This window comes from uncultured Megamonas sp. (genome assembly GCF_958438645.1).
GTDB lineage: Bacteria > Bacillota > Negativicutes > Selenomonadales > Selenomonadaceae > Megamonas.
Window position 1 is genome coordinate 56,210 of the sequence record NZ_CAUBSM010000004.1, and the last position, 25,905, is coordinate 82,114.

19 protein-coding genes are annotated in these 25,905 nt (G+C 30.1%); 8 read left to right on the forward strand and 11 right to left on the reverse strand.

Going from position 1 to position 25,905, the window contains the following annotated elements; genetic code table 11:
- Positions 1 to 136: 136 nt before the first annotated feature.
- The 3 genes from mgtA (Q5I67_RS04760) (at position 137) to Q5I67_RS04770 (ending at position 6,301) form a co-directional block, all read left to right on the forward strand.
- Entirely contained in the window at positions 137 to 2,860 is a 2,724-nt protein-coding gene (gene mgtA / locus Q5I67_RS04760) for a magnesium-translocating P-type ATPase (protein WP_302486526.1), read from the forward strand.
- Positions 2,861 to 3,121: 261 nt separating this feature from the next.
- Positions 3,122 to 5,785 (forward strand): magnesium-translocating P-type ATPase, encoded by a 2,664-nt coding sequence (gene mgtA, locus Q5I67_RS04765; RefSeq protein ID WP_302486527.1) that lies wholly within the window; start codon positions 3,122 to 3,124, stop codon positions 5,783 to 5,785.
- Positions 5,786 to 5,800: 15 nt separating this feature from the next.
- Complete coding sequence (locus Q5I67_RS04770; RefSeq protein ID WP_296896624.1) at positions 5,801 to 6,301, forward strand: response regulator transcription factor; 501 nt, start codon at positions 5,801 to 5,803, stop codon at positions 6,299 to 6,301.
- A 45-nt stretch (positions 6,302 to 6,346) separates the two neighbouring features.
- Here the strand turns inward: Q5I67_RS04770 and Q5I67_RS04775 are convergent, their stop codons facing one another.
- The 9 genes from Q5I67_RS04775 to purE all read right to left on the reverse strand — a co-directional run bounded on the left by Q5I67_RS04775 (position 6,347) and on the right by purE (position 17,144).
- Positions 6,347 to 9,268: an insulinase family protein gene (locus tag Q5I67_RS04775; protein WP_302486528.1), complete on the reverse strand. Its 2,922-nt coding sequence runs from the start codon at positions 9,266 to 9,268 to the stop codon at positions 6,347 to 6,349.
- A gap of 326 nt (positions 9,269 to 9,594) precedes the next feature.
- Positions 9,595 to 9,933, reverse strand: coding sequence for a helix-turn-helix domain-containing protein (locus tag Q5I67_RS04780; protein WP_008537825.1), 339 nt, complete (start codon positions 9,931 to 9,933; stop codon positions 9,595 to 9,597).
- Positions 9,934 to 10,595: 662 nt separating this feature from the next.
- Complete coding sequence (gene purD / locus Q5I67_RS04785) at positions 10,596 to 11,867, reverse strand: phosphoribosylamine--glycine ligase (protein ID WP_296896618.1); 1,272 nt, start codon at positions 11,865 to 11,867, stop codon at positions 10,596 to 10,598.
- An 89-nt stretch (positions 11,868 to 11,956) separates the two neighbouring features.
- Positions 11,957 to 12,550 (reverse strand): IMP cyclohydrolase, encoded by a 594-nt coding sequence (locus Q5I67_RS04790; RefSeq protein WP_296896616.1) that lies wholly within the window; start codon positions 12,548 to 12,550, stop codon positions 11,957 to 11,959.
- A gap of 34 nt (positions 12,551 to 12,584) precedes the next feature.
- On the reverse strand, positions 12,585 to 13,199 hold the full coding sequence (purN, locus tag Q5I67_RS04795) for a phosphoribosylglycinamide formyltransferase (RefSeq protein ID WP_296896614.1): 615 nt from the start codon (positions 13,197 to 13,199) through the stop codon (positions 12,585 to 12,587).
- Positions 13,192 to 14,259 carry a phosphoribosylformylglycinamidine cyclo-ligase gene (purM, locus tag Q5I67_RS04800; RefSeq protein ID WP_302486529.1) on the reverse strand — a complete coding sequence of 356 codons (1,068 nt, stop codon included), beginning with the start codon at positions 14,257 to 14,259 and terminating at the stop codon, positions 13,192 to 13,194. Before purM ends, purN begins: the two co-directional genes overlap by 8 nt.
- A gap of 24 nt (positions 14,260 to 14,283) precedes the next feature.
- Complete coding sequence (gene purF / locus Q5I67_RS04805; RefSeq protein WP_302486530.1) at positions 14,284 to 15,717, reverse strand: amidophosphoribosyltransferase; 1,434 nt, start codon at positions 15,715 to 15,717, stop codon at positions 14,284 to 14,286.
- Between the two features lie 137 nt (positions 15,718 to 15,854).
- Complete coding sequence (purC, locus tag Q5I67_RS04810) at positions 15,855 to 16,565, reverse strand: phosphoribosylaminoimidazolesuccinocarboxamide synthase (RefSeq protein WP_302486531.1); 711 nt, start codon at positions 16,563 to 16,565, stop codon at positions 15,855 to 15,857.
- Between the two features lie 87 nt (positions 16,566 to 16,652).
- Positions 16,653 to 17,144, reverse strand: a complete 492-nt coding sequence (purE, locus tag Q5I67_RS04815; RefSeq protein WP_302486532.1) for a 5-(carboxyamino)imidazole ribonucleotide mutase — start codon at positions 17,142 to 17,144, stop codon at positions 16,653 to 16,655.
- A gap of 505 nt (positions 17,145 to 17,649) precedes the next feature.
- Here purE and Q5I67_RS04820 point away from each other — a divergent pair.
- From Q5I67_RS04820 to Q5I67_RS04840, 5 genes are all read left to right on the forward strand, one after another.
- The gene (locus tag Q5I67_RS04820) at positions 17,650 to 18,876 is read left to right on the forward strand and encodes an aspartate kinase (RefSeq protein WP_167624420.1); all 1,227 of its coding nucleotides are present in this window, start codon (positions 17,650 to 17,652) and stop codon (positions 18,874 to 18,876) included.
- A 39-nt stretch (positions 18,877 to 18,915) separates the two neighbouring features.
- Positions 18,916 to 20,406 (forward strand): threonine synthase, encoded by a 1,491-nt coding sequence (gene thrC, locus Q5I67_RS04825; RefSeq protein WP_302486533.1) that lies wholly within the window; start codon positions 18,916 to 18,918, stop codon positions 20,404 to 20,406.
- Positions 20,407 to 20,861: 455 nt separating this feature from the next.
- Positions 20,862 to 21,491: a DUF47 domain-containing protein gene (locus Q5I67_RS04830; protein WP_296896597.1), complete on the forward strand. Its 630-nt coding sequence runs from the start codon at positions 20,862 to 20,864 to the stop codon at positions 21,489 to 21,491.
- The gene (locus Q5I67_RS04835) at positions 21,484 to 22,485 is read left to right on the forward strand and encodes an inorganic phosphate transporter (RefSeq protein ID WP_296896595.1); all 1,002 of its coding nucleotides are present in this window, start codon (positions 21,484 to 21,486) and stop codon (positions 22,483 to 22,485) included. The genes Q5I67_RS04830 and Q5I67_RS04835 overlap by 8 nt, the downstream gene beginning before the upstream one ends.
- Before the next feature lie 125 nt (positions 22,486 to 22,610).
- Complete coding sequence (locus Q5I67_RS04840) at positions 22,611 to 24,230, forward strand: nucleoside kinase (protein WP_296896593.1); 1,620 nt, start codon at positions 22,611 to 22,613, stop codon at positions 24,228 to 24,230.
- Positions 24,231 to 24,300: 70 nt separating this feature from the next.
- On the opposite strand, the gene Q5I67_RS04845 is transcribed toward Q5I67_RS04840, so the two are convergent.
- Positions 24,301 to 24,975, reverse strand: coding sequence for a hypothetical protein (locus Q5I67_RS04845; protein WP_302486534.1), 675 nt, complete (start codon positions 24,973 to 24,975; stop codon positions 24,301 to 24,303).
- 69 nt (positions 24,976 to 25,044) lie between these two features.
- Positions 25,045 to 25,836, reverse strand: a complete 792-nt coding sequence (gene proC / locus Q5I67_RS04850; RefSeq protein WP_302486535.1) for a pyrroline-5-carboxylate reductase — start codon at positions 25,834 to 25,836, stop codon at positions 25,045 to 25,047.
- Positions 25,837 to 25,905: the final 69 nt, after the last annotated feature.

Sequence of the window (25,905 nt, forward strand, 5' to 3'; positions counted from 1 at the left end):
TCATTAAATAATATGCTCTTTCAAATCTTTATAAAAAAGTAATAAAATCGCAAGAATTCTGCCATATGATTACATAAACAAATAATTTATACTTTGTTACGTGATTTATTAATTTTATTTTTATGGAGGGAGAATTGTGACAACTAATCCAAAAACACTAAAAAAAATGAACGAACAAATTATTTTTTGTGCTACTAATTCAACCAAACTAATATTACAAGCTCTTAACACTTCTTTTACGGGATTAAGTGAGCAAACAATTAAAGAACATCTTAATTTATATGGCAATAATAAAATTGTGCATGGAAAAAAATTATCTTTAATTAAACGTATTGCTAATGCTTTTATAAACCCATTTACAGCAATTTTATTTTGTCTGGCTATAGTTTCTATTTTTACTGATATTATTATTCCTATCATGCAAAACAGCCCTGATGATGTAAATCCTGTAACCGTTATTATAATTCTTACAATGGTCTTTATATCTGGCTCTTTGCGTTTTGTTCAAGAAAGCCGTTCCGGTAATGCAGCCGAAAAACTTCTATCTTTAATAACAACTACTTGCACTGTTACTAGACAATATCACCCTAAAGCAGAAATTCCTTTAGAAGATGTAGTAATTGGTGATATTATTCATCTAAGTGCTGGTGATATGATTCCTGCTGATGCTAGAATTTTAGAAGCTAAAGATTTATTCATTAGCCAAGCCTCATTAACAGGTGAAAGTGAACCAGTAGAAAAATTTGCTAAAACTTATCAAGAAAAAAATCTTTCTATTACTGATTATAATAATATTTTATTCATGGGAAGTAATGTAATAAGTGGCAGTGCCACTGCTGTAGTAATCGGTGTTGGCAATAATACTTTATTTGGTTCAATCGCTTCATCTGTTTCTACTACACCTGTGGAAACAAATTTTACTAAAGGCGTCAATTCTGTCTCTTGGGTTTTAATTCGTTTTATGTTATTTATGGTACCCATAGTATTTTTTGTCAATGGCATAACTAAAAATGATTGGGTAGAAGCTTTCTTATTTGCTATCTCCATTGCTGTAGGCTTAACACCTGAAATGTTACCTATGATAGTTACTACTTGCTTAGCTAAAGGTGCCGTTTCTATGTCTAAGAAAAAAACTATCGTAAAAAACTTAAATTCCATTCAAAATTTTGGTGCTATGGATATTCTTTGTACTGATAAAACTGGTACATTAACCATGAATAAAGTTGTTTTAGAATACCATTTAGATGTACTGGGAAATGAAGATAGTCGTGTTTTACGTCATGCCTATTTAAATAGTTATTTTCAAACAGGCTATAAAAATTTAATGGATATAGCTATCATTAATAAAACAGAAGAAATTGAACAAAATAATCCTAACTTAATAAATCTATCTAGTGCCTATACAAAAGTAGATGAAATACCTTTCGATTTTTCACGTCGTCGTCTTTCTATAGTAGTAAAGGACAAAAATCAAAAATGCCAAATGATAACTAAAGGTGCAGTCGAAGAAATGTTATCTATCTGCTCTCATGTTGAATATCAAGGGCAAATTAAACCGTTAGACGAATTCATCAAAAAAGAAATCTTAAAAACTGTCGATAAATTAAATGACAAAGGTATGCGTGTAATAGCTGTTGCTCAAAAAAATAATCCATCACCAATAGATAAATTCAGCATAGCAGATGAATGTAATATGGTACTTATTGGCTATCTAGCATTCTTAGATCCGCCAAAAGAATCAACTGTAAAAGCTTTAAAAGCATTAAAAGAATATGGTGTTAAAGTAAAAGTTTTAACAGGGGATAATGATAAAGTTGCTCGTTCTATATGTAAACAAGTTGGTTTAAAAGTTAATAATCTTTTACTTGGTTCAGATATTGAGCAACTACCAGAACAAGATTTAGCTATAGCTGTAGAAAAAACTGATGTTTTCGCTAAATTATCACCAGAACAAAAAGCAAAAATTGTAAAATTGCTCCGCCAAAATGGTCATACGGTTGGTTTCATGGGAGATGGTATCAATGATGCCACTGCAATGAAATCTTCTGATATAGCTATTTCTGTAGACAGTGCCGTAGATATTGCCAAAGAATCTGCTGATATAATTCTTTTAGAAAAAGATTTAATGGTTTTAGAACAAGGTATAATTGAAGGTCGTAAAACATACGCCAATATGATTAAATATATCAAAATAACAGCATCTTCAAATTTTGGAAATATGTTCTCTGTTCTTATTGCTTCAGCATTATTACCATTTTTACCAATGATGAGTTTACATCTTATTGTTTTAAATTTAATCTATGATTTATCTTGTACAGCTATTCCTTGGGATAATGTTGATAAAGAATTTCTTGTTAAACCTAGAAACTGGGATGCTTCTTCCATAGGAAGTTTTATGATTTGGCTTGGCCCTACAAGTTCCATTTTCGATTGGATAACTTATATCTTTATGTATTTTATTTTTTGCCCGTTATTTATATCTAATGGTATCTTATTTAATGATTTACCAACAATCTATCAAGGCAGTGAATTATTAAAAATACAATCTGAATATATTGCACTATTCCAAACAGGTTGGTTCGTAGAATCTATGTGGAGTCAAACTTTTGTAATTCACATGATACGTACATCAAAAATACCATTTATTCAAAGTTTTGCTTCTTTGCCTGTAACATTATTAACTTTTATTGGCATTATAGTCTTAACAATTATTCCATTTTCTCCACTAGGAACAATATTAGGATTTATTGCTTTACCACTTAGTTATTTTATCTATTTAATCCCTTGTATAATCTTGTACATGTTATTAGCTACTAGCATAAAAAAAGCATATATTCGCCATTATGGAAAACTACTTTAATATATTTTTAGGAGGTATTTATTATGCATCTTATCTCTAATTTATTTTCAAATTCTTATCTTCACAATATAGACACTGACTTTTATTTATCTTTAGGAATATGTTTCTTCGTTATGATTATTATGAATATCATTTTTTGGAGCCTTAAACCACAAAATAATCAATAAATAAATTAAAAGCTAGGATTTATATATGTCCTAGCTTTTATTAAAAATATATATCTTATATGATACAATACAAATAAATAAAAAGGAGGGTACTATGTATAAAATATTTTCGTTAAATAATAAATTAAAACAATACTTAACAATTGATTTAGATAAACTCTATGTTTTATTAAATACTTCATCTAAAGGATTAAAATCCAATCAAATTCTATTGCAAAGAAAAAATTTTGGCGATAATAATTTTAATAATTTAGATCATTCATTTACTAAACAACATCTTTATAGGGCATTTTTTAATCCATTTACTATAATTTTATATATTATCAGCATAATTTCTATAATTACGGACATTATCTATCCTATACAACTGCATCAAAATTACAGTACTATTACTATCATTACTATAATGATTATTTTAAGCGTAATCATTCGCTTTAGTTATGAACAACGTTCTTTTTATAGACTATCTAAAATGGATACCTTTTTAAACAATTATATTGCTGTAAAGCGTAATAATAAATGGATTGATATACCTATTAAAAATCTAGTTGTTGGCGACTATGTATATTTAACAGCTAATACTAAAGTTCCCGCTGATATTCGCCTAATAAAAACAAATAGTTTATTTATTTCTCAAGCTATTTTAACTGGTGAAAGTGATCTTATTGAAAAACATTCTGATATTAAAAATCTCGATAATATGACCATTACTAATTATTCTAATTTAGCTTTTATGGGTACTAGTATTATTAGCGGTAGTGGTGAAGGTATCGTTTTAAATGTAGGTACTAATACTTTATATGGTTCGTTTGCTCAAAATAAAACATCTAAAATAACTTCTACAAGCTTTTTTAAAGATGCCAATTCTATCTCTTTAACACTGATAAAATTTATGGCTATTTTAATCCCCATAGTTTCTATCATCTCTATATTAGTGCATGGAAGTTTACTATATTCCTTTGTTTTTGCTCTCTCCATAGCTATTGGATTAACGCCTGAATTATTACCTATGATAATTACTACTTGTTTAGTTAAAGGCAGTAATTATTTGTCTAAACAAAAAATCATTTTAAAAGATATTTATGCTATGCAATGTTTTGGTAGTATGGATATTCTTTGTGTAGATAAAACAGGTACACTAACTTCTAATAATATTATTTTAGAATATTATCTTGATATTCTAGGTAATGAAAATCAAAAAACATTGGATTTTGCTTACTTAAATAGTTATCATTTATCAAGTTATCCTAATCATATAGATAATGCTATTTTAAAATATGCTACAATACCTCAAAAAAAGGATTATTTTCGACAATTAATTAATGAAAATAAACGAATTTCAGAAATACCTTTTGATTTTGAACGAAAATGTAGTAGTGTTATTATTCAAAATGAATATCAAAAACTTTTAATTACTAAAGGTGATGTTAAAGAATTATTTAAACGCTGTCAATATGTTGAATACCAAAATAACATTCTTCCTATAGACAATAAAAATACTCAAAGTATACATGCTGTAATTGATGAAATGCTTGAAGATGGTATGAAAGTTATGGCTGTAGCTTATAAACCTTTAACAGACACTACATCTATTGATTTAGAGAGCGAAAATAATTTAATTTTAATAGGATATTTGGCATTTTTTGATGCTCCTAAAAAATCTTCTATTAAAGCAATAAAAAAACTTCAATCATTAAATGTAAATATAAAATTATTAACAGGAGATAATATTAGTGTTGCTACATCTATTTGTAAACGAGTGGGCATTTCAACTACAGATATTATCACTGGTAATGAACTAAGTAATTTAAACCCAACTCAATTAGATAAATTAATAGAAAAAACTACTATTTTTGCTGAACTTACACCTGATCAAAAAAGAATGATTGTAACTTCTTTACAACAAAATGGGCATACTGTAGGATTTTTAGGTGATGGCTTAAATGATATTCCTGCCATTGTTGAAGCGGATATAGGTATCTCTATAAATGAAGCTACTGATTCTACAAAAGATGTAGCTAATGTTATCTTATGTCAAAAAGATTTAACCATTTTGCATAAAGCTATCATTGAAGGTCGCAAAACATTTACAAATATCACTAAATATATTAAAATTACAGCTTCATCAAATTTTGGTAATATATTTTCAATCATTTGTGCTAGTGCTTTTTTACCATTTTTGCCTATGACAGCAATCCAATTATTATTATTAAATATTCTATATGATATTTTATGTTTAATTTTGCCTTGGGATAAAATTGATAATGAAAATTATCGTTTGCCTTTGAATTGGTCTAATCATCATCTAGGCTCATTTATGTGTTTTTTTGGTCCATTAAGCTCAATTTTTGATATTATTACCTTTTTATTTCTTTACTTTATTTTTTGCCCATTATTTACAAATGGATTACTATACAGTGAATTAACAGATATTCATTTGCAAACGATATATATATCACTATTTCAAACAGGTTGGTTTTTAGAATCCATGTGGTCGCAAATCTTAATTTTGCAAATGTTACGTACATCAAAAATACCATTTATTCAAAGTAATACCTCTAAACCTGTATTAATAACAACAATTATAGGCATAATCTTATTTACAGGATTAACTTTTACACCATTTGCTTCTAATTTAGGATTAACTCAATTACCTGTATTATATTTCATTTATTTATTTGTGATTGTTATCCTGTATATGCTATTAATTTCATTTGCCAAATACTCTTATATCGCTAAATATAAAAAACTCATTTAAAAAAAGGAGGATATTATGAAAAAAAATGCCACTTTCATTACTATAAACCCTACCTTAGCTAAATGGGTATATGAACAACTCCAAAATGTCCCAACTGATTTAAATTATGAACTTGAAGATTTACAACAGTCCTTTAAAGATTTAATCAACGGTAATATTAATAATCTCATTTTAGAAATATCCGATAACACATTTCCATTATTTATAGATGAAAAACTTACTTTTGGTGAATTAACTATCTATCCTAAAAATCGTAAAGTTTTACGTAATAATATAGAAATAATTTTGACACCTAAAGAATTTGATATACTTTATTTCTTAGCTAAAAATAAAGGCGAAGTTTTTACTAAAGAACAAATATATCAAGCTGTTTGGGAAGAAGATTTTCTGCTTTCAGATAATAATATAATGGCATTTATCCGTAAATTACGTAAAAAAATTGAACCTCAACCAGATTCACCAGAATACATTATTACAATTTGGGGAATAGGATATAAATTTAATGAAAATATATAAAAAAAGACTCTCATATTACTATGAGAGTCTTCTTTTTTTATTAAATTATAAAATAGTAGTTACTGTTTTAAATACATCTTTAGCTTCATTTACTTTATTGCTTCCACCTAAAACGCAGATAGCATTTTCTTTCATGCAAGCATCTACTAAATCAGCTAAAGCTCGTATATCTTCTTGAGTTGTAGCCAAAATTTCATCACGCTGTTGCTGACGCATTTCATCTGTCATTTCAGCAATATACGCAGAAGAAGCTAATTCGCCTTTTAACACAGGAGTAAGTGGCATATCAATATTACTAATTGTACCAATGATGTATTTTGTCATTTCTCTATCACTGACGTTAAAATTACGTAAAAACTCTGCTGTTTTATCATATACATTTAAAGTTTCCACCAAATTAGGATCACGATAAGAACCAAAATACATATTGCCATCTCTACGGAATTTTACAAATGCACCATAAGCTCCGCCAAGAACACGAATATTTGTCCACAAATATTCATAACGCATAATAGTTTCTAATACCTTCATAGCTCCTGTATATTTATATCCTAAGCGTATGAAATTAGCACCTTTGGCAACATATTGTACCTGAGAAGATGTGATAAAACCTTCATTTTTCTTTTCTACTGCAAATGGTATTTCTTGTTTTGAATAAGTTTCATTTGGCAATACTTCTAATAAAGGTTTAATTGCAGATATTACTTTTTCATAATCATTTTTAGATACAGTAATACTTGTCAATAAATTAGCCTTATTAAATATCATTGGTAAAATTTTAGCAAAAGCTGTTTGCATTTTATTAAATTCATTATCAAAATCATTTAAGAAATTCTTAATAAATGCATAAAATTTTAAGTCACCAAAATTATCATAGCGTTCTTTTGGTGTAAAATATGCCATCAATTCATCAAGAACTAACTGATGACCCGAACGCAATATTGACATTTCAAAATCACTGCGACATTGCATTGCTAAATCTTTAATACGTTCTTTAGAAGTAAAGGAACTATTGAAAATTATTTCTTGTAGTAATTTTATCAATTCTGGCATCTTATCTACCAAAACTTTAGCTTTAAATACAAATTTTGGCATATAAGAGTCAACATCGCCCTCTTTATCATACGTAGCCACAGCAAATCTCATGCCACCAGTATGCAAGTTTACAGCATTAGCCAATGCTTCATATGTGTAATTTTTTGTAGCAGTTCTACCAATGAATTCTTCCAATAAGAATAGATAATTTATATCTTCATAAGCTATATTGCTTATATCAAATAACATTCTTAAATAGCAAATTCCATTTGTATCAATATCATGTCTTAAAACTTTTGTATCTGCTATTTCATCTTCAGCAATAATTAATTTATCACATTGTTTAGTGATATCTTCAATTTTCAATAATGGAATTTTTTCTAAATCCTCTGGTTTATCCACAGAACGTTGACGCTCTTTTAATTTTTGAGTATCCGCAATAATTTTTTCAATATCTTCTTTACTCATAGAAGCTTTTTTCTGTGCTAATTTATCAGCTAAATCTTTTTCTTGTTTAGCAATTACATTTTCATCTGGTTCTAAAATTAAAATATGACTATGAGTATTATCCAATAAATATTCTTGAATTAATGTTTCAAACTTACCTTCTTTTGCCCACTGTTTTACAGTTTTCAAAGCTTCTTCATAATGGAGATACATAGTAGCATCGCCATCATATAACCAGCTATTCATAAGATTAATATTATAAATCAATCCTTTTGGATATTGACCAAAATCAGCCTCACGAAGCTTAAATTCCATACTATTAATAGAAGCCTGTAATAATTCATCATCAATGCCATTTTTTACAATGTCATTTAAAGTATCAGTTACAACTTTTGTAAATTCATCAACTTTATCAGCTTCAGAACCATTGACGATAATGCTAAACATTGGCTGTAAAATACCATTATCAAATGAAGAAATTACATCACTACCAAGACCAGCTTTAATTAAAGCATTGCGAAGTGGTGCCGCTTCACTTTTCAATAAAGCATGTTCCAATATAGTAAATGCTAACATTTTTTCTTTTTCTAAAGAAGTTGCAATAGAATAATTCATGCTTAAAAATGTTTTATTTTCTTTTGCTTCACTTGGAGCTATAGGATAAATATCTTTAATCAATTTACGAGCTGTAAATGGTTTTTGTACATCAATATGGGAGTCAATTTCAATTTTATTAAAATTGCTGAGATATTCTTCATCTAAGAAAGATAAAGTTGACATCATATCCATATTCCCATAAAGATAGATATAACTATTAGCAGGGTGATAATAACGACTATGGAAGTCAATAAACATTTCCTGTGTTAAATCTGGAATAGCTACAGGGTCTCCACCAGATTCATATTGATATGTCGTATCAGGATAAAGATTATTTAAAATCTTTCTTTCTAATAATCCATCTGGAGATGATAATGCACCTTTCATTTCATTATAAACTACACCACTATAAGCTAATGGAGCATCTACATTATCAATTTCATAATGCCAACCTTCTTGCATTAAGATTTCAGGTGTTGTACGCATATTTGGATAAAATACTGCATCAAGATAAACGTCCATAAGATTGCGGAAATCCTTTTCATTTCTGCTAGCTATAGGATACATAGTTTTATCTGGAAATGTCATTGCATTTAAAAAAGTATTTAAAGAACCTTTTACTAATTCTACAAATGGCTCTTTAGTAGGAAATTTACGAGAACCACAAAGTGTGGAATGTTCTACAATATGAGCTACACCTGTATTATCAGTAGGAGTAGTGCGAAAAGTTATAGAAAATACTTTATTATCATCATTATTTTCTATAAATAATAATTTTGCGCCACTTTTTTCATGATAAAATTCATATGCATTAGATGAAATTTCAGATATATGGGATATTTTATCTAATCTGAAACCACAATAAATATTTTTCTCTTGTAAATTCAAAATAATATCTCCTTTATTCAAAATAAAATTAATATATTATATTTGCAGATTTTGCTTAATTAATTTATATAAAATTCATAATCCCGATAGAAGAAATGGGATATTTTTAAAAATCATACATATACAATTAAAAGCATATTTATATTATACCTTTAAAATAGCAAACCTTCAATAAACTTAATTAATCCTTAAAAATATCTATTGTAATTATAAAAAATATGCTATTATAATAACTGAACCTCAACCACTTATGTATTTCTTACATTTATTTTTTACATAATATAAAAAGTACCTATAATAAAAATTATAGGTACTTAAAAATGTCATTACATTTTTTTCCAGTCAATTATTTCTTTTAAAATGCCTGTGATTTTATCCAATTCTTCGTTGGACAAATCTTTTAAGAGATAGTTGATATGCTGAATGCTTGCTTGTCTAACTTCGATTTCACTATCATTGTTAGGTACATCTAAGAACAATTCAGACATAGTAATTCCTAGAGCTCTTGTTATTTTCTCTAATGTTGTAATTGTTGGACTCTTTAAATTACGTTCTAAATGACCTAAGAAAACTGGATTAATTTCAGCTCCTAAAGCTAATTGCTCTTGAGTTAATTTTTTTTGTTGACGAAAAGCTCTAATTTTTTCTCCAACGGTCTTTTTCATAACCATTGTTCACCACCTATATATTAATAGATTTATCATAATTGTACAAATGCTCTTAACACAATATACAATAGATACCAATTTATTATTTATTGATAGTAATGATATAAATTTTTTTAAAATATAAAAAATAATTTTAAATTAATTTAAATAAAAGCATTTTAACTTACATAATTATTAAAATAAATTTAAATAATTTAAATTAAACCATACATAGCTGTTTCATGACTATTTCCATCCATATATTGTATCACAAATGTTGTTTATGTTGTATATTATTTTTATATTTAATACTTTATATTTAATACCATATTTTCATAAAATCCTAGCTATAAATATATCTAAACCACTATTATATTCATCTGCCTTTTAATGAATATATACAAATACTATTGTATTATGTTGAATATTCTAACCAAAGCTTTTATATGATATTTAAAATATTTATTATTAAACTAATAGTTTTTTTATTTTTTAAAAATTTAATTATTTATAATAATAAGTGACATTATTAAATATATTTTTATTATCAATAAAATTATATAAGCAGTAAAAATAATAATTAATACAAAAATCATCAAAATAAAGGAGTAATAATTAATTATTACTCCTTTATTTTTATTTAAATATATATTAATTATTAAATAAAAAATAATAATTAATTATACTCGATTAAATGCTCTATGTGCAATATCTTTTCTATAATATACATCTTTAAAATCAATTGTTTTTATATCTTCATAAACTTTATCTACAGCAGTTTTTATATCATCACCTAAAGCGACAACACCTAAAACACGTCCGCCATTTGTAACAATTTTTCCATCTTTTTTAGCTGTGCCCGCATGGAAAACTAATATATTTTCTGCACTTGCTTTATCAAGACCTAAAATTTCATTACCTTTTTCATATTTTCCAGGATATCCACCTGCACTCATAACTACACAAACAGCAGCTTTTTTGCTCCATTTTATATCACATTTATCAAGTGTACCATTTGTACAAGCAAGCATAATTTCAGCCAAATCACTTTCTAACAATGGTAATACAACTTGTGTTTCAGGATCACCAAAACGTGCATTAAATTCTACAACTTTTGGGCCTTCAGCTGTAATCATTAAGCCAGCGTATAAACAACCTCTATATTCATGACCTTCTTGTTTCATAGCTTTAATAATTGGCTTTAAAATCTTTGTCTGTACTTGTTCCATTAAATCATCTGTAATTACAGGAGCTGGAGCATATGTTCCCATACCACCAGTATTTGGACCTTTATCTCCGTCATAAGCACGTTTATGGTCTTGAGATGGAATCATAGGAATAATAGTTTCCCCATCAGTGAAAGCTAATACAGAAGCTTCTTCACCTGCCATAAATTCTTCAATGACTACACTATTACCTGCACTGCCAAATGTTTTATCGCACATAATCTCATCAATTGCTTCTAAAGCTTGCTCTTTTGTTTCCGCAACAATAACACCTTTACCAGCAGCAAGTCCATCAGCTTTGATAACAATAGGTGCACCTTCTTGTTCTATATATTTTTTAGCTTCTTGTGCATCTGTAAAAACTTCATATTTAGCTGTAGGAATTCCATATTTTTTCATGATATCTTTAGAAAAAGATTTTGAACCTTCCAGCTGAGCAGCAGATTTCTGAGGTCCAAAAGAAGCAATTCCCACTTTTGCCATTTCATCAACAATACCATTTGTCAATGGAACTTCTGGTCCAACTACAACCAAATCAATATTCTTTTCTTGTGCTACCTTTACTAAAAAAGCATTATCTTCTACAGAACCAGGTATGCACTGTGCAATTTTTTCCATGCCTGGATTCCCTGGTACTGCATAAATTTTATCTACAAGTTTACTTTGAGCCAATTTCCAAGTAAGTGTATGTTCTCGTCCACCACTACCAATAACTAAAATATTCAAAATATAACCCCCTTGTTAAACTTATCAAAAGAAAACGCACTTAAATAGTGCTTATATTATGAGCATGTCAATAAGTGCGCTAACATATATTATTTGCTTAATTGAGCAGTAAGATATTCTTGAATACAATCATCATAATGAGATGTATGGCAGAAAGCTTCCTGTGCTAATTGCATACGGAATTTTCCTGTAGTGCAACCATCTTTTGCTACCATTTCAGCAACTTCATCATAATGTTTAGGATTTACTACAACTGTAACAAATTTAAAGTTTTTCGCAGCAGCACGAATCATTGCTGGACCACCAATATCAATATTTTCTACTGCTTCAGCGAGTGTTACATTTGGTTTTGCTATAGTTTCACGGAATGGATATAAATTTACAACCACTAAATCAATTGGTTGAATATTGAATTTCTGCATCTGAGCTACATGACTTTGATTATCACGAACAGCTAAAATACCACCATGAATATATGGATTTAATGTTTTTACACGACCATCCATAATTTCAGGGAATTTAGTTACATCACTGACATAAGTAACAGGAATACCTGCATCATCAATAGCTTTCATTGTACCGCCAGTAGAAATGATTTCTACACCAGCTTCATGAAGTTTACGTGCAAATTCTACAATACCAGTTTTGTCAGAAACACTTAATAATGCTCTTTTAATAGGCATAATAAAGCCTCCTCTTAATTATGATTATATAAAATCAATCATCAATAGTCACATGACGACCATTGACATGTATTTTCCCAGCTAAATATAATTCAATAACTTTTGGATACACAATATGTTCTTGTTCAAGTACTCTCGCAGATAAAGTCTCTTCCGTATCATCATCTAAAACGGGAACTGCTTTTTGCATGATGATAGGGCCACTATCCATACCTTCATCTACAAAATGTACAGTACAACCAGATACCTTTACACCATATGCCAATACATCACGATGAGCATGAGCTCCACCAAAAGAAGGCAAAAGTGATGGATGTATATTCAAAATACAATTTTTAAATTCATTGACAAAATAAGGGCTTAAAATACGCATAAATCCAGCCAAAACAACTAAACCTACATTGTATTTTTTCAATTGTTCTACAAGTTTTTGTTCAAATTCTTCTTTTGTAGCACATTTTTTACGATCAATACAAACAGCAGGAATACCAGCTTTTTTAGCACGTTCTAATGCCATTGCTTCAGGTTTATCAGTGAGCACAACACCTATTTTTGTTTTAATCTGACCATTTTCAATTGCGTCAATAATAGATTGTAAATCACTTCCGCGACCAGAAGCTAATACCCCTAAAATTATTTGGTTATTCATTGAAAACTCCGCCTTTTACTTCAACAGTTTGATTGCCTTCAACAACTTCACCAATAATATATGATTTTTCACCTTTAGCATTGAGGTCTTCTTGAATTTTAACTGCTTCTTCTTTAGAAACAAGTAAAATCATACCAATACCCATATTAAATACACGATACATTTCATGCCAATCTACATTACCCCAAGCTTGTAAGAGTTTGAAGATTGCTGGCATTTCCCATGCACTAGCATTAACTTCAACGCCAGTACCTTCTGGTAAAATACGAGAAATATTTTCATAAAAACCGCCACCAGTTACATGTACCATACCATGAATATCATATTTTTCGATTAATGGTAAGCAAACAGCTGGATAAAGACGTGTAGGAGTTAAAAGTTCTTCACCTAAAGTTTTACCATTTAATTCAGGGAATTTTTCATCACCTGTAAAACCTTTTACATCAAAGCAAATTTTACGAACTAAAGAATAACCATTAGAATGTACACCGCTAGAAGGAATACCTAATAAAACATCCCCAGCTTTGATTTTTTCACCAGTGATGATATTAGCTTTATCCACTACACCAACAGCAAAACCAGCAATATCATATTCACCATCAGCATAAAAACCAGCCATTTCAGCAGTTTCACCACCGATTAAAGCACAGCCAGATTCTTTACAAGCACCAGCTACACCTTTTACTACAGTAGCTACTTTTTCTGGATCTAATTTTCCTACAGCAAGATAATCTAAGAAATAAAGTGGTTCTGCACCTTGCACTAAAATATCATTTACGCACATAGCAACAGCATCTTGACCAATTGTGTCATGTTTATCAAGCATAAATGCAAGACGTAATTTTGTACCCACACCATCAGTACCAGACACTAATACTGGTTCTTTATATTTGCCACTATTTAAAGCAAAAAGACCACCAAAACCGCCTAAGTCACCTAAAACTTCTGGACGATATGTTGCTTTTACACTATCTTTAATAAGTTTTACAGAATAATTTCCAGCATCAATATCAACACCAGAATCACGATACGTAAGATTTGTCTGTTTATTATCAGTCATGTTAACCTCCAAGGAAAGTGCAAATTATTTTGCTCTTTGTTCAAATACGTATTTATCAGCACCAGTTACTGTTTCTTTTGACATTTCAATCGGATATGCATTATTAAAGCAAGCATAACACATATCTTCAGCATTAGCTGTAGTCATAGAAGCTTTAAGTCCTTCTAAAGAAAGAAAATGCAAAGAATCTGCCCCTATAAATTGACGAATTTCTTCAACAGATTTAGTAGCTGCAATCAATTCTTTACGCACAGAAGTATCAATACCATAATAGCAAGGATAACCAATTGGTGGAGAACTAATGCACATATGAATTTCTTTTGCACCTGCTTTACGAAGCATTTTTACGATTTTACCACTAGTTGTACCGCGAACGATAGAATCATCTACCATGATAACAGATTTTCCACGAACAGCTTCTGCTATTGCATTCAATTTTAAACGAACAGCTGTATCACGTTTTTTCTGTGTTGGTTGAATAAATGTACGTCCAATATAACGATTTTTAATTAAACCTTCACAAAATGGAATGCCAGATTCATATGCAAAACCTGTAGCAGCTGTATTACCAGAATCAGGTACAGATATAACAATATCACCTTTAAATTTACTTTCACGAGCAAGCATGCGACCCATCATAAAACGTGCTGCATGTACACTTTGTCCATCAATCACACTATCTGGACGAGCAAAATAAATATATTCAAATACACATGCTGCTTTTTTCTGTGGAGTTGTGTATTTATAGGATTTTAAGCCGTCATCTCCCATGACAACCATTTCACCAGGTTCAACATCTCTAATAAATTCTGCACCTACAACATCAAGACCACAAGATTCAGAAGAAACAATCCATGAGCCTTCTTCTGTTTTACCAATGCAAAGAGGTCTAAAACCTTGTGGATCACGCACAGCAATTAATTTATTTTCTGTCATAATAGCTAAACAAAAAGCACCTTTTACTTGCTGTACACTTTCCATAATTTTTTCTTCAATATTTGATTTACGAGAACGTGCAATAAGATTAACGATTACTTCTGTATCTATAGAAGTCTGAAAAATTGTGCCTTGTTCTTCTAAATTACGACGAATTTCAGCCGCATTAGTTAAATTACCATTATGTGCTAAACTGATTTTCCCACCAGAATAATTAGCAATTAAAGGCTGTGTATTAGCTAATAAACTAGAACCAGTTGTTGAATAACGTACATGACCAATAGCAATATATTGATTTTCCATATGAGGTAATTGATGACGAAATACTTCATTAACAAGACCCATATCACGAGTAACGTCCATCCAAGCACCATCAGTAATAGCAATACCAGCACTTTCTTGTCCACGATGTTGAAGTGCATATAACCCAAGATATGTTAACATAGAAACATCTTCAGTACGAGAAAATACACCAAAGACGCCACATTCTTCTTTCCATTTATTTGACGTAATGTCAACCATTAGTTACATTCTCCTATACATATATTTTTATATATCAACATAACAATTATTTACAATATAAATTAATAATACTAAGCATAAACTATGAAAATTTATGCTTAGTATTATATTCAATTATAATTAATTATACAATTTAATTATAAAGTTTCGCCTGTTAAACGATGAAGAACTTCTTTATAAGCATCTTCAACATTTCCTAAATCACGACGGAATCTGTCTTTATCAAGTTTTTCATGTGTTTGACTATCCCAGAAACGGCAATTATCTGGAGATAATTCATCACCTAAGAGAATTTCACCATGATATTTACCAAATTCTAATTTAAAGTCGATAAGGTCAATGTTTTTAGTAGCAAGATATTTAGTCATAATATCATTGATTTTAAGAGACATAGCTTCAATCTGATCGAGTTCTTCAGCTGTTGCCCAACCCATAGCAGTGATATGATAACGGTTAACCATAGGATCACCTAAGTCATCACATTTATAGCAATATTCAATAACTGGTTTAGACATTTTTACGCCTTCTTCAAGACCAAGACGTTTTGCTAAGCTACCAGCAGCTACATTACGAATAATAACTTCAAGAGGAACGATATCTAATTTTTTTACGAGAACTTCACGATCATTAAGAACTTTAATGAGGTGATGTTTAATACCTTCTTTTTCTAATAAGCCAAAGAAGAAATTAGTAATTTTATTATTTAAAATACCTTTATCTGCAATAGTACCTTTTTTAGCACCATTACCAGCAGTTGCATCATCTTTGTAATAAACTAATAATTCATCAGGATTTTCTGTTGAAAAGATTTTTTTTGCTTTGCCTTCATATAATAATTTGTTTTCCATTATATTGACCTCCCAAGTCATTAACTAAAATCTAAATAAAAATAAGTTGTATGATTTTATATTAATTTTAGATGAATTTCTTGTTAATTATGCCTGAAGTTGTTGAGCAACTTTTGCGGCTTTAGCTTCAACTTCTTCAACCATTTTTTCACGATATTCTTTAAGTTGTTTTCTTAAATTCATATCGCTTACTGCAAAGATTTCTACAGCAAAAATAGCAGCATTTTTAGCACCATTAATTGCCATAGTTGCTACTGGAATTCCAGATGGCATTTGTACAGTACTTAATAAAGCATCCATACCATTTAATGGAGTTGCATTAATTGGTACTCCAATAACAGGTAAAGTAGTATAAGATGCGATAACTCCACCTAAATGTGCAGCAGCACCAGCGGCGGAAATAAATGCGCCAACACCTCTTTCTTCAGCAGAAGAAACTAGGCCACGGACTTTGCCAGGGGTACGGTGTGCAGAAGCCACGATTACTTCTGTTTCTACATTAAACTGATGTAATAAATCAACAGCCGGTTTCAAAATGGGAAAATCAGAATCACTGCCCATTACTACAGCTACTTTCATTTAAATCATCAACCTCCTGAGTAGTTTTATTTAATCATTACAATAATTACTATAACAGAATAAACTTAAAACTTCAATGTATATAGCTTATAAAAATTTTACATATTTTTTATGAATAAGATAGAAAATTTCTCTCTAAGATAATTTTAAATTTTGCAAAAATGTAATCTTGAAAACTTGACCTTTAAAATCGTAAATATAAAAAAGTTTTATTTTAAAATATTAAAACTTACATTTTCTTAAATTTATTGTATTTATTTTTTATCTCATTTTCTTTCAAAACTTTCCTATATATAATTAAAAGATTATTATTTTAAAAATATCTATATATTTATTTTCCTAAAAGCAAATAAATATATAGATTATAATTATAATTATGATAGACACAATAAACATTAACTGCTATAATAAAAGCATTATATATGGTTTGCATTGTATTATAAATGTAAAAGGCAAACTTGATTTATACACTATGTAAATACATAAATACTTTAGGAGGGTAACAATGGCACTAATTGTAAAAAAATTTGGTGGCAGCTCTGTTGGAAATATTGATAAAATCAAAGCTGTTGCAAAACGTATTTTAGATGAAAAACAGCCAGATGATAAAATTGTAGTAGTTGTATCCGCTATGGGCGATACTACTGATGACTTAATTCAATTGGCAAAAGGAATAACTAAAGATCCATATCAATATACTCGCGAAATGGATATGTTACTTACTACTGGGGAACAAGTTTCCATATCATTATTGACAATGGCATTTAAAGCCTTAGGTCAAAAAGCTATCTCTCTTACCGGAGCTTTAGCTGGTGTAAAAACTAATTCTGTTCACACAAAAGGTAAAATCAAAGACATCCAACCTAAACGTATTTTTGAAGAATTAGATAAAGGCAATATTGTTATTGTAGCTGGCTTCCAAGGTTGTGATGATTTAGGCGATCCTGTTACATTAGGTCGTGGTGGTTCCGATACTTCTGCAGTTGCTTTAGCTGGTGCTATGAAAGCTGATGTTTGCGAAATTTACACTGACGTTGATGGTGTATATTCTGCTGACCCACGCATCGCCAAAGGTGCACGTAGAATGAAAGAAATCACATATTATGAAATGTTAGAAATGGCTCGTCTAGGTGCTGGCGTTATGCAGCCACGTTCTGTAGAAACTGGTCGTCTCTACAATATTCCAATTCATGTAAGATCTACATTCACAAACAAACCAGGTACAATTATTAGGGAGGAATACACAATGGAAGAGAAAGAGTTTATTATTAGAGGAGTAGCTCATGATACTAATGTAGCTAAATTTGCTGTATTAGGTATTCCAAATACTCCAGGTATTGCACATGCAATTTTCTCCAAACTTGCTGAAAATAATGTTGACGTTGATATGATTGTACAAAGCATTCGCAATATGGAAAAAAATGTTACAGATATGGTATTTACTGTTACAGCTGATGACCTCGGTCAAGCAAAACAAATTGTGGATAAAGTAGCTGATGAATTAAATGCTGTTGCTGTATTAATCGAACAAGACGTAGCTAAAGTTTCTATCGTTGGTGCAGGTATGCTTGGTAACCCTGGTATTGCTGCTAGAATGTTTAAAGCATTATCAGAAGCTAATATCAATATTGATGTAATCAGCACATCTGAAATCAGTATTTCTTGCTTAATCAAAGCTGACAAAATCAAAGAAGCAGTTAATGCTATTCATGACGAATTTTTTAAAGACTAATTATTAAAATAGATATTTTACAAATTAAGGGGGCATTCTATGAATTATATAAGTACACGTGGTCATAATTGTGCTGTTACTTCTGCACGTGCTATCATAAAGGGATTAGCCGAAGATGGTGGATTGTTTGTTCCTGAAAATATACCTATTATAGACAGAGATTTCTTAAATTCACTTCTTGATTTATCTTATCAAGAACGTGCAAAAAAAATTCTTTCATTATATTTAACAGATTTCACTACTGATGAGATCAATAATTGCGTCGACAACGCTTACACTACAGAAAAATTCGATACTGATAAAATTGTTCCTACTGTAGAAGTTGAAAAAAATAATTATCTTTTAGAACTTTGGCATGGACCAACAAGTGCTTTTAAAGACATGGCATTACAATTATTACCACAATTTATCTCTACTTCATTAAAAAAATTAGGCGATAAAGATGAATTAGTTATTTTAGTAGCTACTTCTGGTGATACAGGTAAAGCTGCCTTAGATGGATTTAAAGATGTTGATCAGACAAAAATCATCGTTTTCTATCCTCAAGAAGGTGTAAGTAAAATTCAACGTTTACAGATGCTTACTCAGCAGGGAAACAATGTATCTGTATTTGCTGTTAAAGGAAATTTCGACGATGCACAAAATGGTGTAAAACAAATTTTTAATGATACTGAATATAATAAATACCTTCAAGAAAAAGGTTTTAAATTATCTTCTGCTAATTCTATAAATTGGGGACGTTTATTACCACAAATTGTTTATTATTTCAGTGCATATGCTGATTTAGTTAACGATAAAAAAATTGCTATGGGTGATAAAGTTAACTTTACTGTACCAACTGGTAATTTTGGCGATATTTTAGCTGGTTTTTATGCTAAATGCATGGGACTCCCTGTTAATCGTTTGATCTGTGCTTCTAATTCTAATAATGTATTAACAGACTTTTTAACAACTGGCACTTATGATCGCAATCGTGAATTTTTCAAAACAATTTCACCTTCAATGGATATTTTAATCTCTAGCAATTTAGAACGTTTACTTTATCATATTACAAATGATGCCTCTAAAGTAAAATCTTATATGGATGAACTTCAAACAAATGGTCGCTACAGTGTAGATGATAAAACACTAAAAGCCATCCAAGAAACATTTTCTGCTGGATATTTAAATGATGCCGATACCCAAAAATGTATCCACGAAATTTATCAACAAGATAATTATGTAGCAGATACACATACTGCTGTTGCATGGCAAGTAGCTCAAGACTATCAACAAACTACACAAGATAAAACACCTATGGTCGTATTATCCACTGCTAGTCCATATAAATTTAGTGATAATGTATTATCAGCTCTTGGTGAAGATATCTCCGATAAAGATGAATTTGCTTTATTAACTAAATTATCCACTTTAAATAAAGATAAAATTCCTCAAGGTTTAGCTCAATTGCAATCTTTACCAATTTTGCATAATAATTCATGTGAAAAACAAGATATGATTAAAGCTGTAGACAGATTTTTAAATATCTAATAATTTTACGCACATTTAATAAAAAATTTACAAATAGGCGATAAATTTTACATTTTACTAGTAAATTTATCGCCTATTTTTTTTTTATATGCTATAATTATTTATAGATTTATGGAAAACGTATAATTTAATTTAATAAGTAAAAGAAAAGTAAAATTGTACGCACTTATTTTTTACATTTTCTTTACTCTAAAGCTAAAATATGTGTATCTCCATAATAATAACCATCTTCACTTTGAATATAAGTGAGATATGATTTTGATGAATAACAAGGAAAGGATAAGAGTTACTGGTATTACTTTATTACTATAATTAAGTAATATTGTACCGGAAATCGCCGGGATGTTAAGCCTTGGGAGTATTGCATCAAACATTAATTTTTTTAGTGAATACAATGAACAAGGAATATTTCTCTATCTTGATTTTAGATTAGAGAGTTACAGTAACAAGTAAGCATGTTCAGCTTTTTTACAAAAAAGGATACGGAATTTTATGATTTATTTCTAGCCAGTGCAAATTACTTTCACAATAGTGCGGAATTAATTAATGATGTCATGTTAGGTAACAATAAAGCCGAAGCTAAAATATCAGACATCATTAAAATTGAGCATGAAGCAGATGCTGTCAATGACAAAATTATTGATAAACTAAATAAGACATTTATTACTCCTATTGACCGCGAAGACATTTATGCATTAGCAAATGGACTTGATGATGGCGTTGATTTTCTTCAAGGAACACTTCAACGAGCTGTTATGTATCATTTAGTTGATACTAGTAAAGCAGCTATCGCTTTATCTGAATTATTAGTAACAGCTACAAGTGAAATAAAAAAAGCATTTTCTATGCTTCATGAAGTTACAAAACATGAACATGAAATTTTAGAATGCACTTATAAAATCAGCAAACTCGAAAGCGAAGGTGACCGTATTTATCGTGAAGAGGTTGCTTATTTATTCGAACATATTACTGATCCAATTGAGCTTATCAAATGGAAAGATATTTTAACATACATGGAAGATACTTTAGACCATTGTGAAAAATTATCCGACTTAGTGAGAGGCGTGGTAATGAAGTATGCATGAGTTACAATTTCTTATCATAGCCGTTATACTGCTAGCTTTATTATTTGATTTTATAAACGGATTTCATGATACTGCTAATGCCATAGCTACATCTGTATCTACAAGAGCATTAAAACCTAGAACAGCCATTATAATGGCTGCCTTCTTAAATTTTATCGGTGCTATGTATAGTACTGGTGTTGCTAAAACAATTGGTGGCGATATCGTAAAATCAGCAGATCACATTGATGAACATATCATCGTAGCAGCCTTAATAGGTGCCATAGTTTGGAATTTATTTACTTGGTGGATAGCAATGCCAAGTAGTTCCTCTCACGCTTTGGTAGGTGGTATTATCGGTGCAGTTCTTGTTTCTACAGGAGCAGTCGGCTTAAACTTCTGGGGTATTGGTAAAATTGTATTATCCTTAATTTTATCACCAGTAATAGCTATTGTCGCTGGATTTATCATCATGAATTTATTTTATTTGATATTCGGCAAATACAGACCGTCATCGCTTAATAATAAATTTAAACGCATGCAAATTTTAACAGCAGCTACTATGGCATTTTCTCATGGTTCCAATGATGCTCAAAAATCCATGGGTATTATCACACTTGCTCTTTTAAGTGGTGGCTATATTGATGTTTTTGAAGTTCCTTATTATGTAAAAATCTTAGCTGCAACAGCTATGGCTTGTGGTACAGCTATCGGTGGATGGAAAATCATCAAAACCGTCGGTGGTCGTATTTTTAAACTTCAACCTATTTCTGGTTTTGCTGCTGATTTAAATTCCTCTATAGTTATATTCTCAGCTACATTACTTTCCTTACCAGTAAGTACAACACATGTTGTATCTGGTTCTATAATGGGTATAGGTAGTGCCAAACGCATAGGTGCCGTAAGGTGGGGAACAGCTCAACAAATGCTCACAGCTTGGATTTTAACCATTCCATGCACAGCTCTCGTTGGTGCACTCGTTTATTCCTTAATGTGTTATGTATTTGGTCTTTAATAAATATATGCAAAAGCAAAGTATCCTAAAACAAAAGATACTTTGCCTTTTTTATTTAAAATCATTATCATTTTATAATATTTTTGTTATAATATATACATAAAATAGTTTAGGAGGTGTCCATTATGGATTGCCAAATAAAATACTCGTTACTAGATACTGTTTTAAAAGAACAGAAAAATCACAAAAATTTGATAACTGCGGTGAAAATCAACAATGTTCTACGTGACGTACAAACACAAGTCACATCTGAAGATAAAATTGAATTTATCGATATGACCTCAGAAGATGGTATCCAAGCATATCAACGAAGCGTCTTATTCATCATGATGGCCGCTGTAAATCTGCTCTATCCAGATAAAGAAGTTGTCGTTGAACATTCCGTAAACAATGGTATTTATTGCGAATTATTACCCAAAGGTGATTTAACTCTTGAAATGGTCGAAAAAATACAAGAAAAAATGCTTGAATTCGTCACTAAAGCCAAAGATATAAAAAAATGTATCTTACCCCGTGAAGATGCTGTAGCCTTATTTAGAGAATCTCAACAAATCGCTAAATCTAAACTTCTTGAATCACTCCATCAAGAATATGTAAGTTTATATTATTGTGCAGGCTATTATGATTATCTTTATGGGCCTATGCTTTACAACACTTCTTTATTAGATAAATTTGCGATTGACTTTTATGAACCAGGATTAATTGTTAGAACGCCCTTAAAAACTAATCCTAATGTTGTTCCGCCAAAAATGAAACAAAAAAAATTATCTATGATTTTAAGTGAAGCTGATCGCTGGTCTTATATTTTAAGATGTAATTACGTTACTAATTTAAATGAATATATCCATACCAACAAAATTGGTGAACTCATTCGTATTTCAGAAGCACTTCATGAGAAAAAGATTGCTCAAATAGCTGACCATATTGTCGAAGGAATTGACCATCTTCGTTTAATCTTAATCGCTGGTCCTTCATCATCAGGAAAAACAACCTTTGCTCAAAGATTGCGTATTCAACTACTTGTCAATGGTATAAATCCTCTGTCTATATCTTTAGATGACTATTTCTTAGATAGAGATAAAACGCCAAAAACACCTGAGGGACAATATGACTTTGAATCAATTCAAGCATTAGATTTACCATTATTTAATCAACATATGATGGCACTTTTAAATGGTGAAACTATTGAAATGCCTGTATATAATTTTGCTACTGGATATCGTGAATGGAAAAATCATATAGTCAAATTAGAATCAAATCAACCTATTATCATCGAAGGTATTCATGGTCTAAATGATGAATTAACTAGAGACATTCCAAACAATGTAAAATATAAAATCTATGTCAGTGCTTTAACTCAATTGGCAATAGATGCACATAACCGCATTCCAACTACAGCAGCTCGCATTATCCGCCGTATAGTTCGTGATAATCAATTTCGTGGTGCTCATGCCCTAAAAACCATCAAACAATGGCCTGATGTTCGCAAAGGTGAAGATAAAAATATATTTCCATTCCAAGAAAATGCAGACGTCATGTTTAATTCTGCTTTAATTTATGAACTCAGTATCTTAAAAAAATATGCTAAACCATTACTAGAAAAAATCACTCCTGATATACCAGAATATAATATCTCCAAACGTTTAATTGATTTTCTTGATTATTTTGAAGATATACCTAATGATGATGATGTGCCAAATAATTCCATACTAAGGGAATTTGTCGGTAAATCCTGTTTCTTTTAATAAAATAAATCATTCCATAAAAAATAAGCACTATATAAACTAGTGCTTATTTTTATTTATCCTATTATTTTTAAAATCTCATTGGTCCATGTCCTTTTAATCCCTTTGGACCTTTTTTCATACCTAAATCTAATGCTTCCATTTTTTGATGAATTTCTGCTAATTGTTCCTGTGTAATACCTAAATCATTTGCCACCATTTCCCAATTTTTAGTTGGAGGATTATGCATTTCTATAATATCAGCTGGAGATTTATCAACATACATAGAATATAATAAACCGTGAATTATCTCATCTACACCATAATTTTGCTCTACTAAAAAAGTTACAATACTTTTATTCATATCTAACTTATTAGCAATTTGTGTAGATACTATATCATCATGTGCAGCCTTTATATCATTAGGAGTAAGACCTATCAAATATTCTACACGTGGCCAAGAATTATTTTCTCTTAAATTCATAATATCTTCAAAAGATTTATGTGAAGCATATGCTAAAAATGCACCTTCATAAAGATCAGGCATTCCCCAACCATTATTATAATAAGTTACTAATGTTTGTCTATCTACACCAAAATATTCATTAATATTTTGCATTTCATTATCAATACGTATCTGTGGTGATACCCTTTCAACTTTAGGCAAAGGCTTTGCCTGCACTGTATTAGTTGTAAACTGATAACTTGCACCTGTTAAGACTAAACCTGTAACTGTAAGTGCTAAAATTTTAGTTAATCTTTTCATATTTATCGCCTCACTTTGAATAATTATTAATTATATTATATCATAATAAATCAAATATTTTGAAGAAAATTATTTATTTTCAATAGCATCAATAGCGTCAATCACTGCACTTCTAAAGCCTTTACGTTCCAAAGTTGCTACGCCCACAATAGTAGTACCAGCAGGTGAACATACTGCATCTTTCATAGCACCTGGATGATTATTTGTAGCCAATTGCAATTTACCAGTTCCCACTATCATTTGACTTGCTAATTTATATGCTACAGGGCGAGCAAGTCCGTGCATTACACCAGCATCAGCTAAAGCTTCGATAAACATACTAGCAAAAGCAGGGCCACAACCAGCTATAGTACCTCCTATGGATAATTGTTTAGTTTCCACAAATTGAACTATAGATATTGTAGAAAATAGCTCCGTGAATAAATTCAATTCTTCATCACTTAAAGAATGTGTACTTTCACAAATAAAAATACCCTCACCTATAGCTACTGGTGTATTTGGTATTGTGCTTAAATGATGCGTATTTGGTAAAAGAATTTCCTCATATTTAGCAAATGGAAAATTTGCTGCAATAGAAATAACAACTTTTTCTTGTAATTCTTTCTTTATCGGTGCGATAACTTCTTCTATCATATATGGTTTCACAGCTATGATGACCATATCTACATTATCAACAACTTCTTTTGCACTCTTACAAGGATTGATTTGCTTTTCTTTTGTATTTTTACAAAGTTTATCCCAATTTTTAGCACAAGCAAAAATTTGATTACCCTTTATAGCTCCCTGATTGATTAAACCAGTAGCTATAGCTTGCCCCATATTGCCAAAACCTATAAAACCTAATTTTAAATTATCAAACATATAAATACCTTCTTTATTTATTTTTTTACATTATTTAACTTATATTTTATCATAACAATTAATTATAAA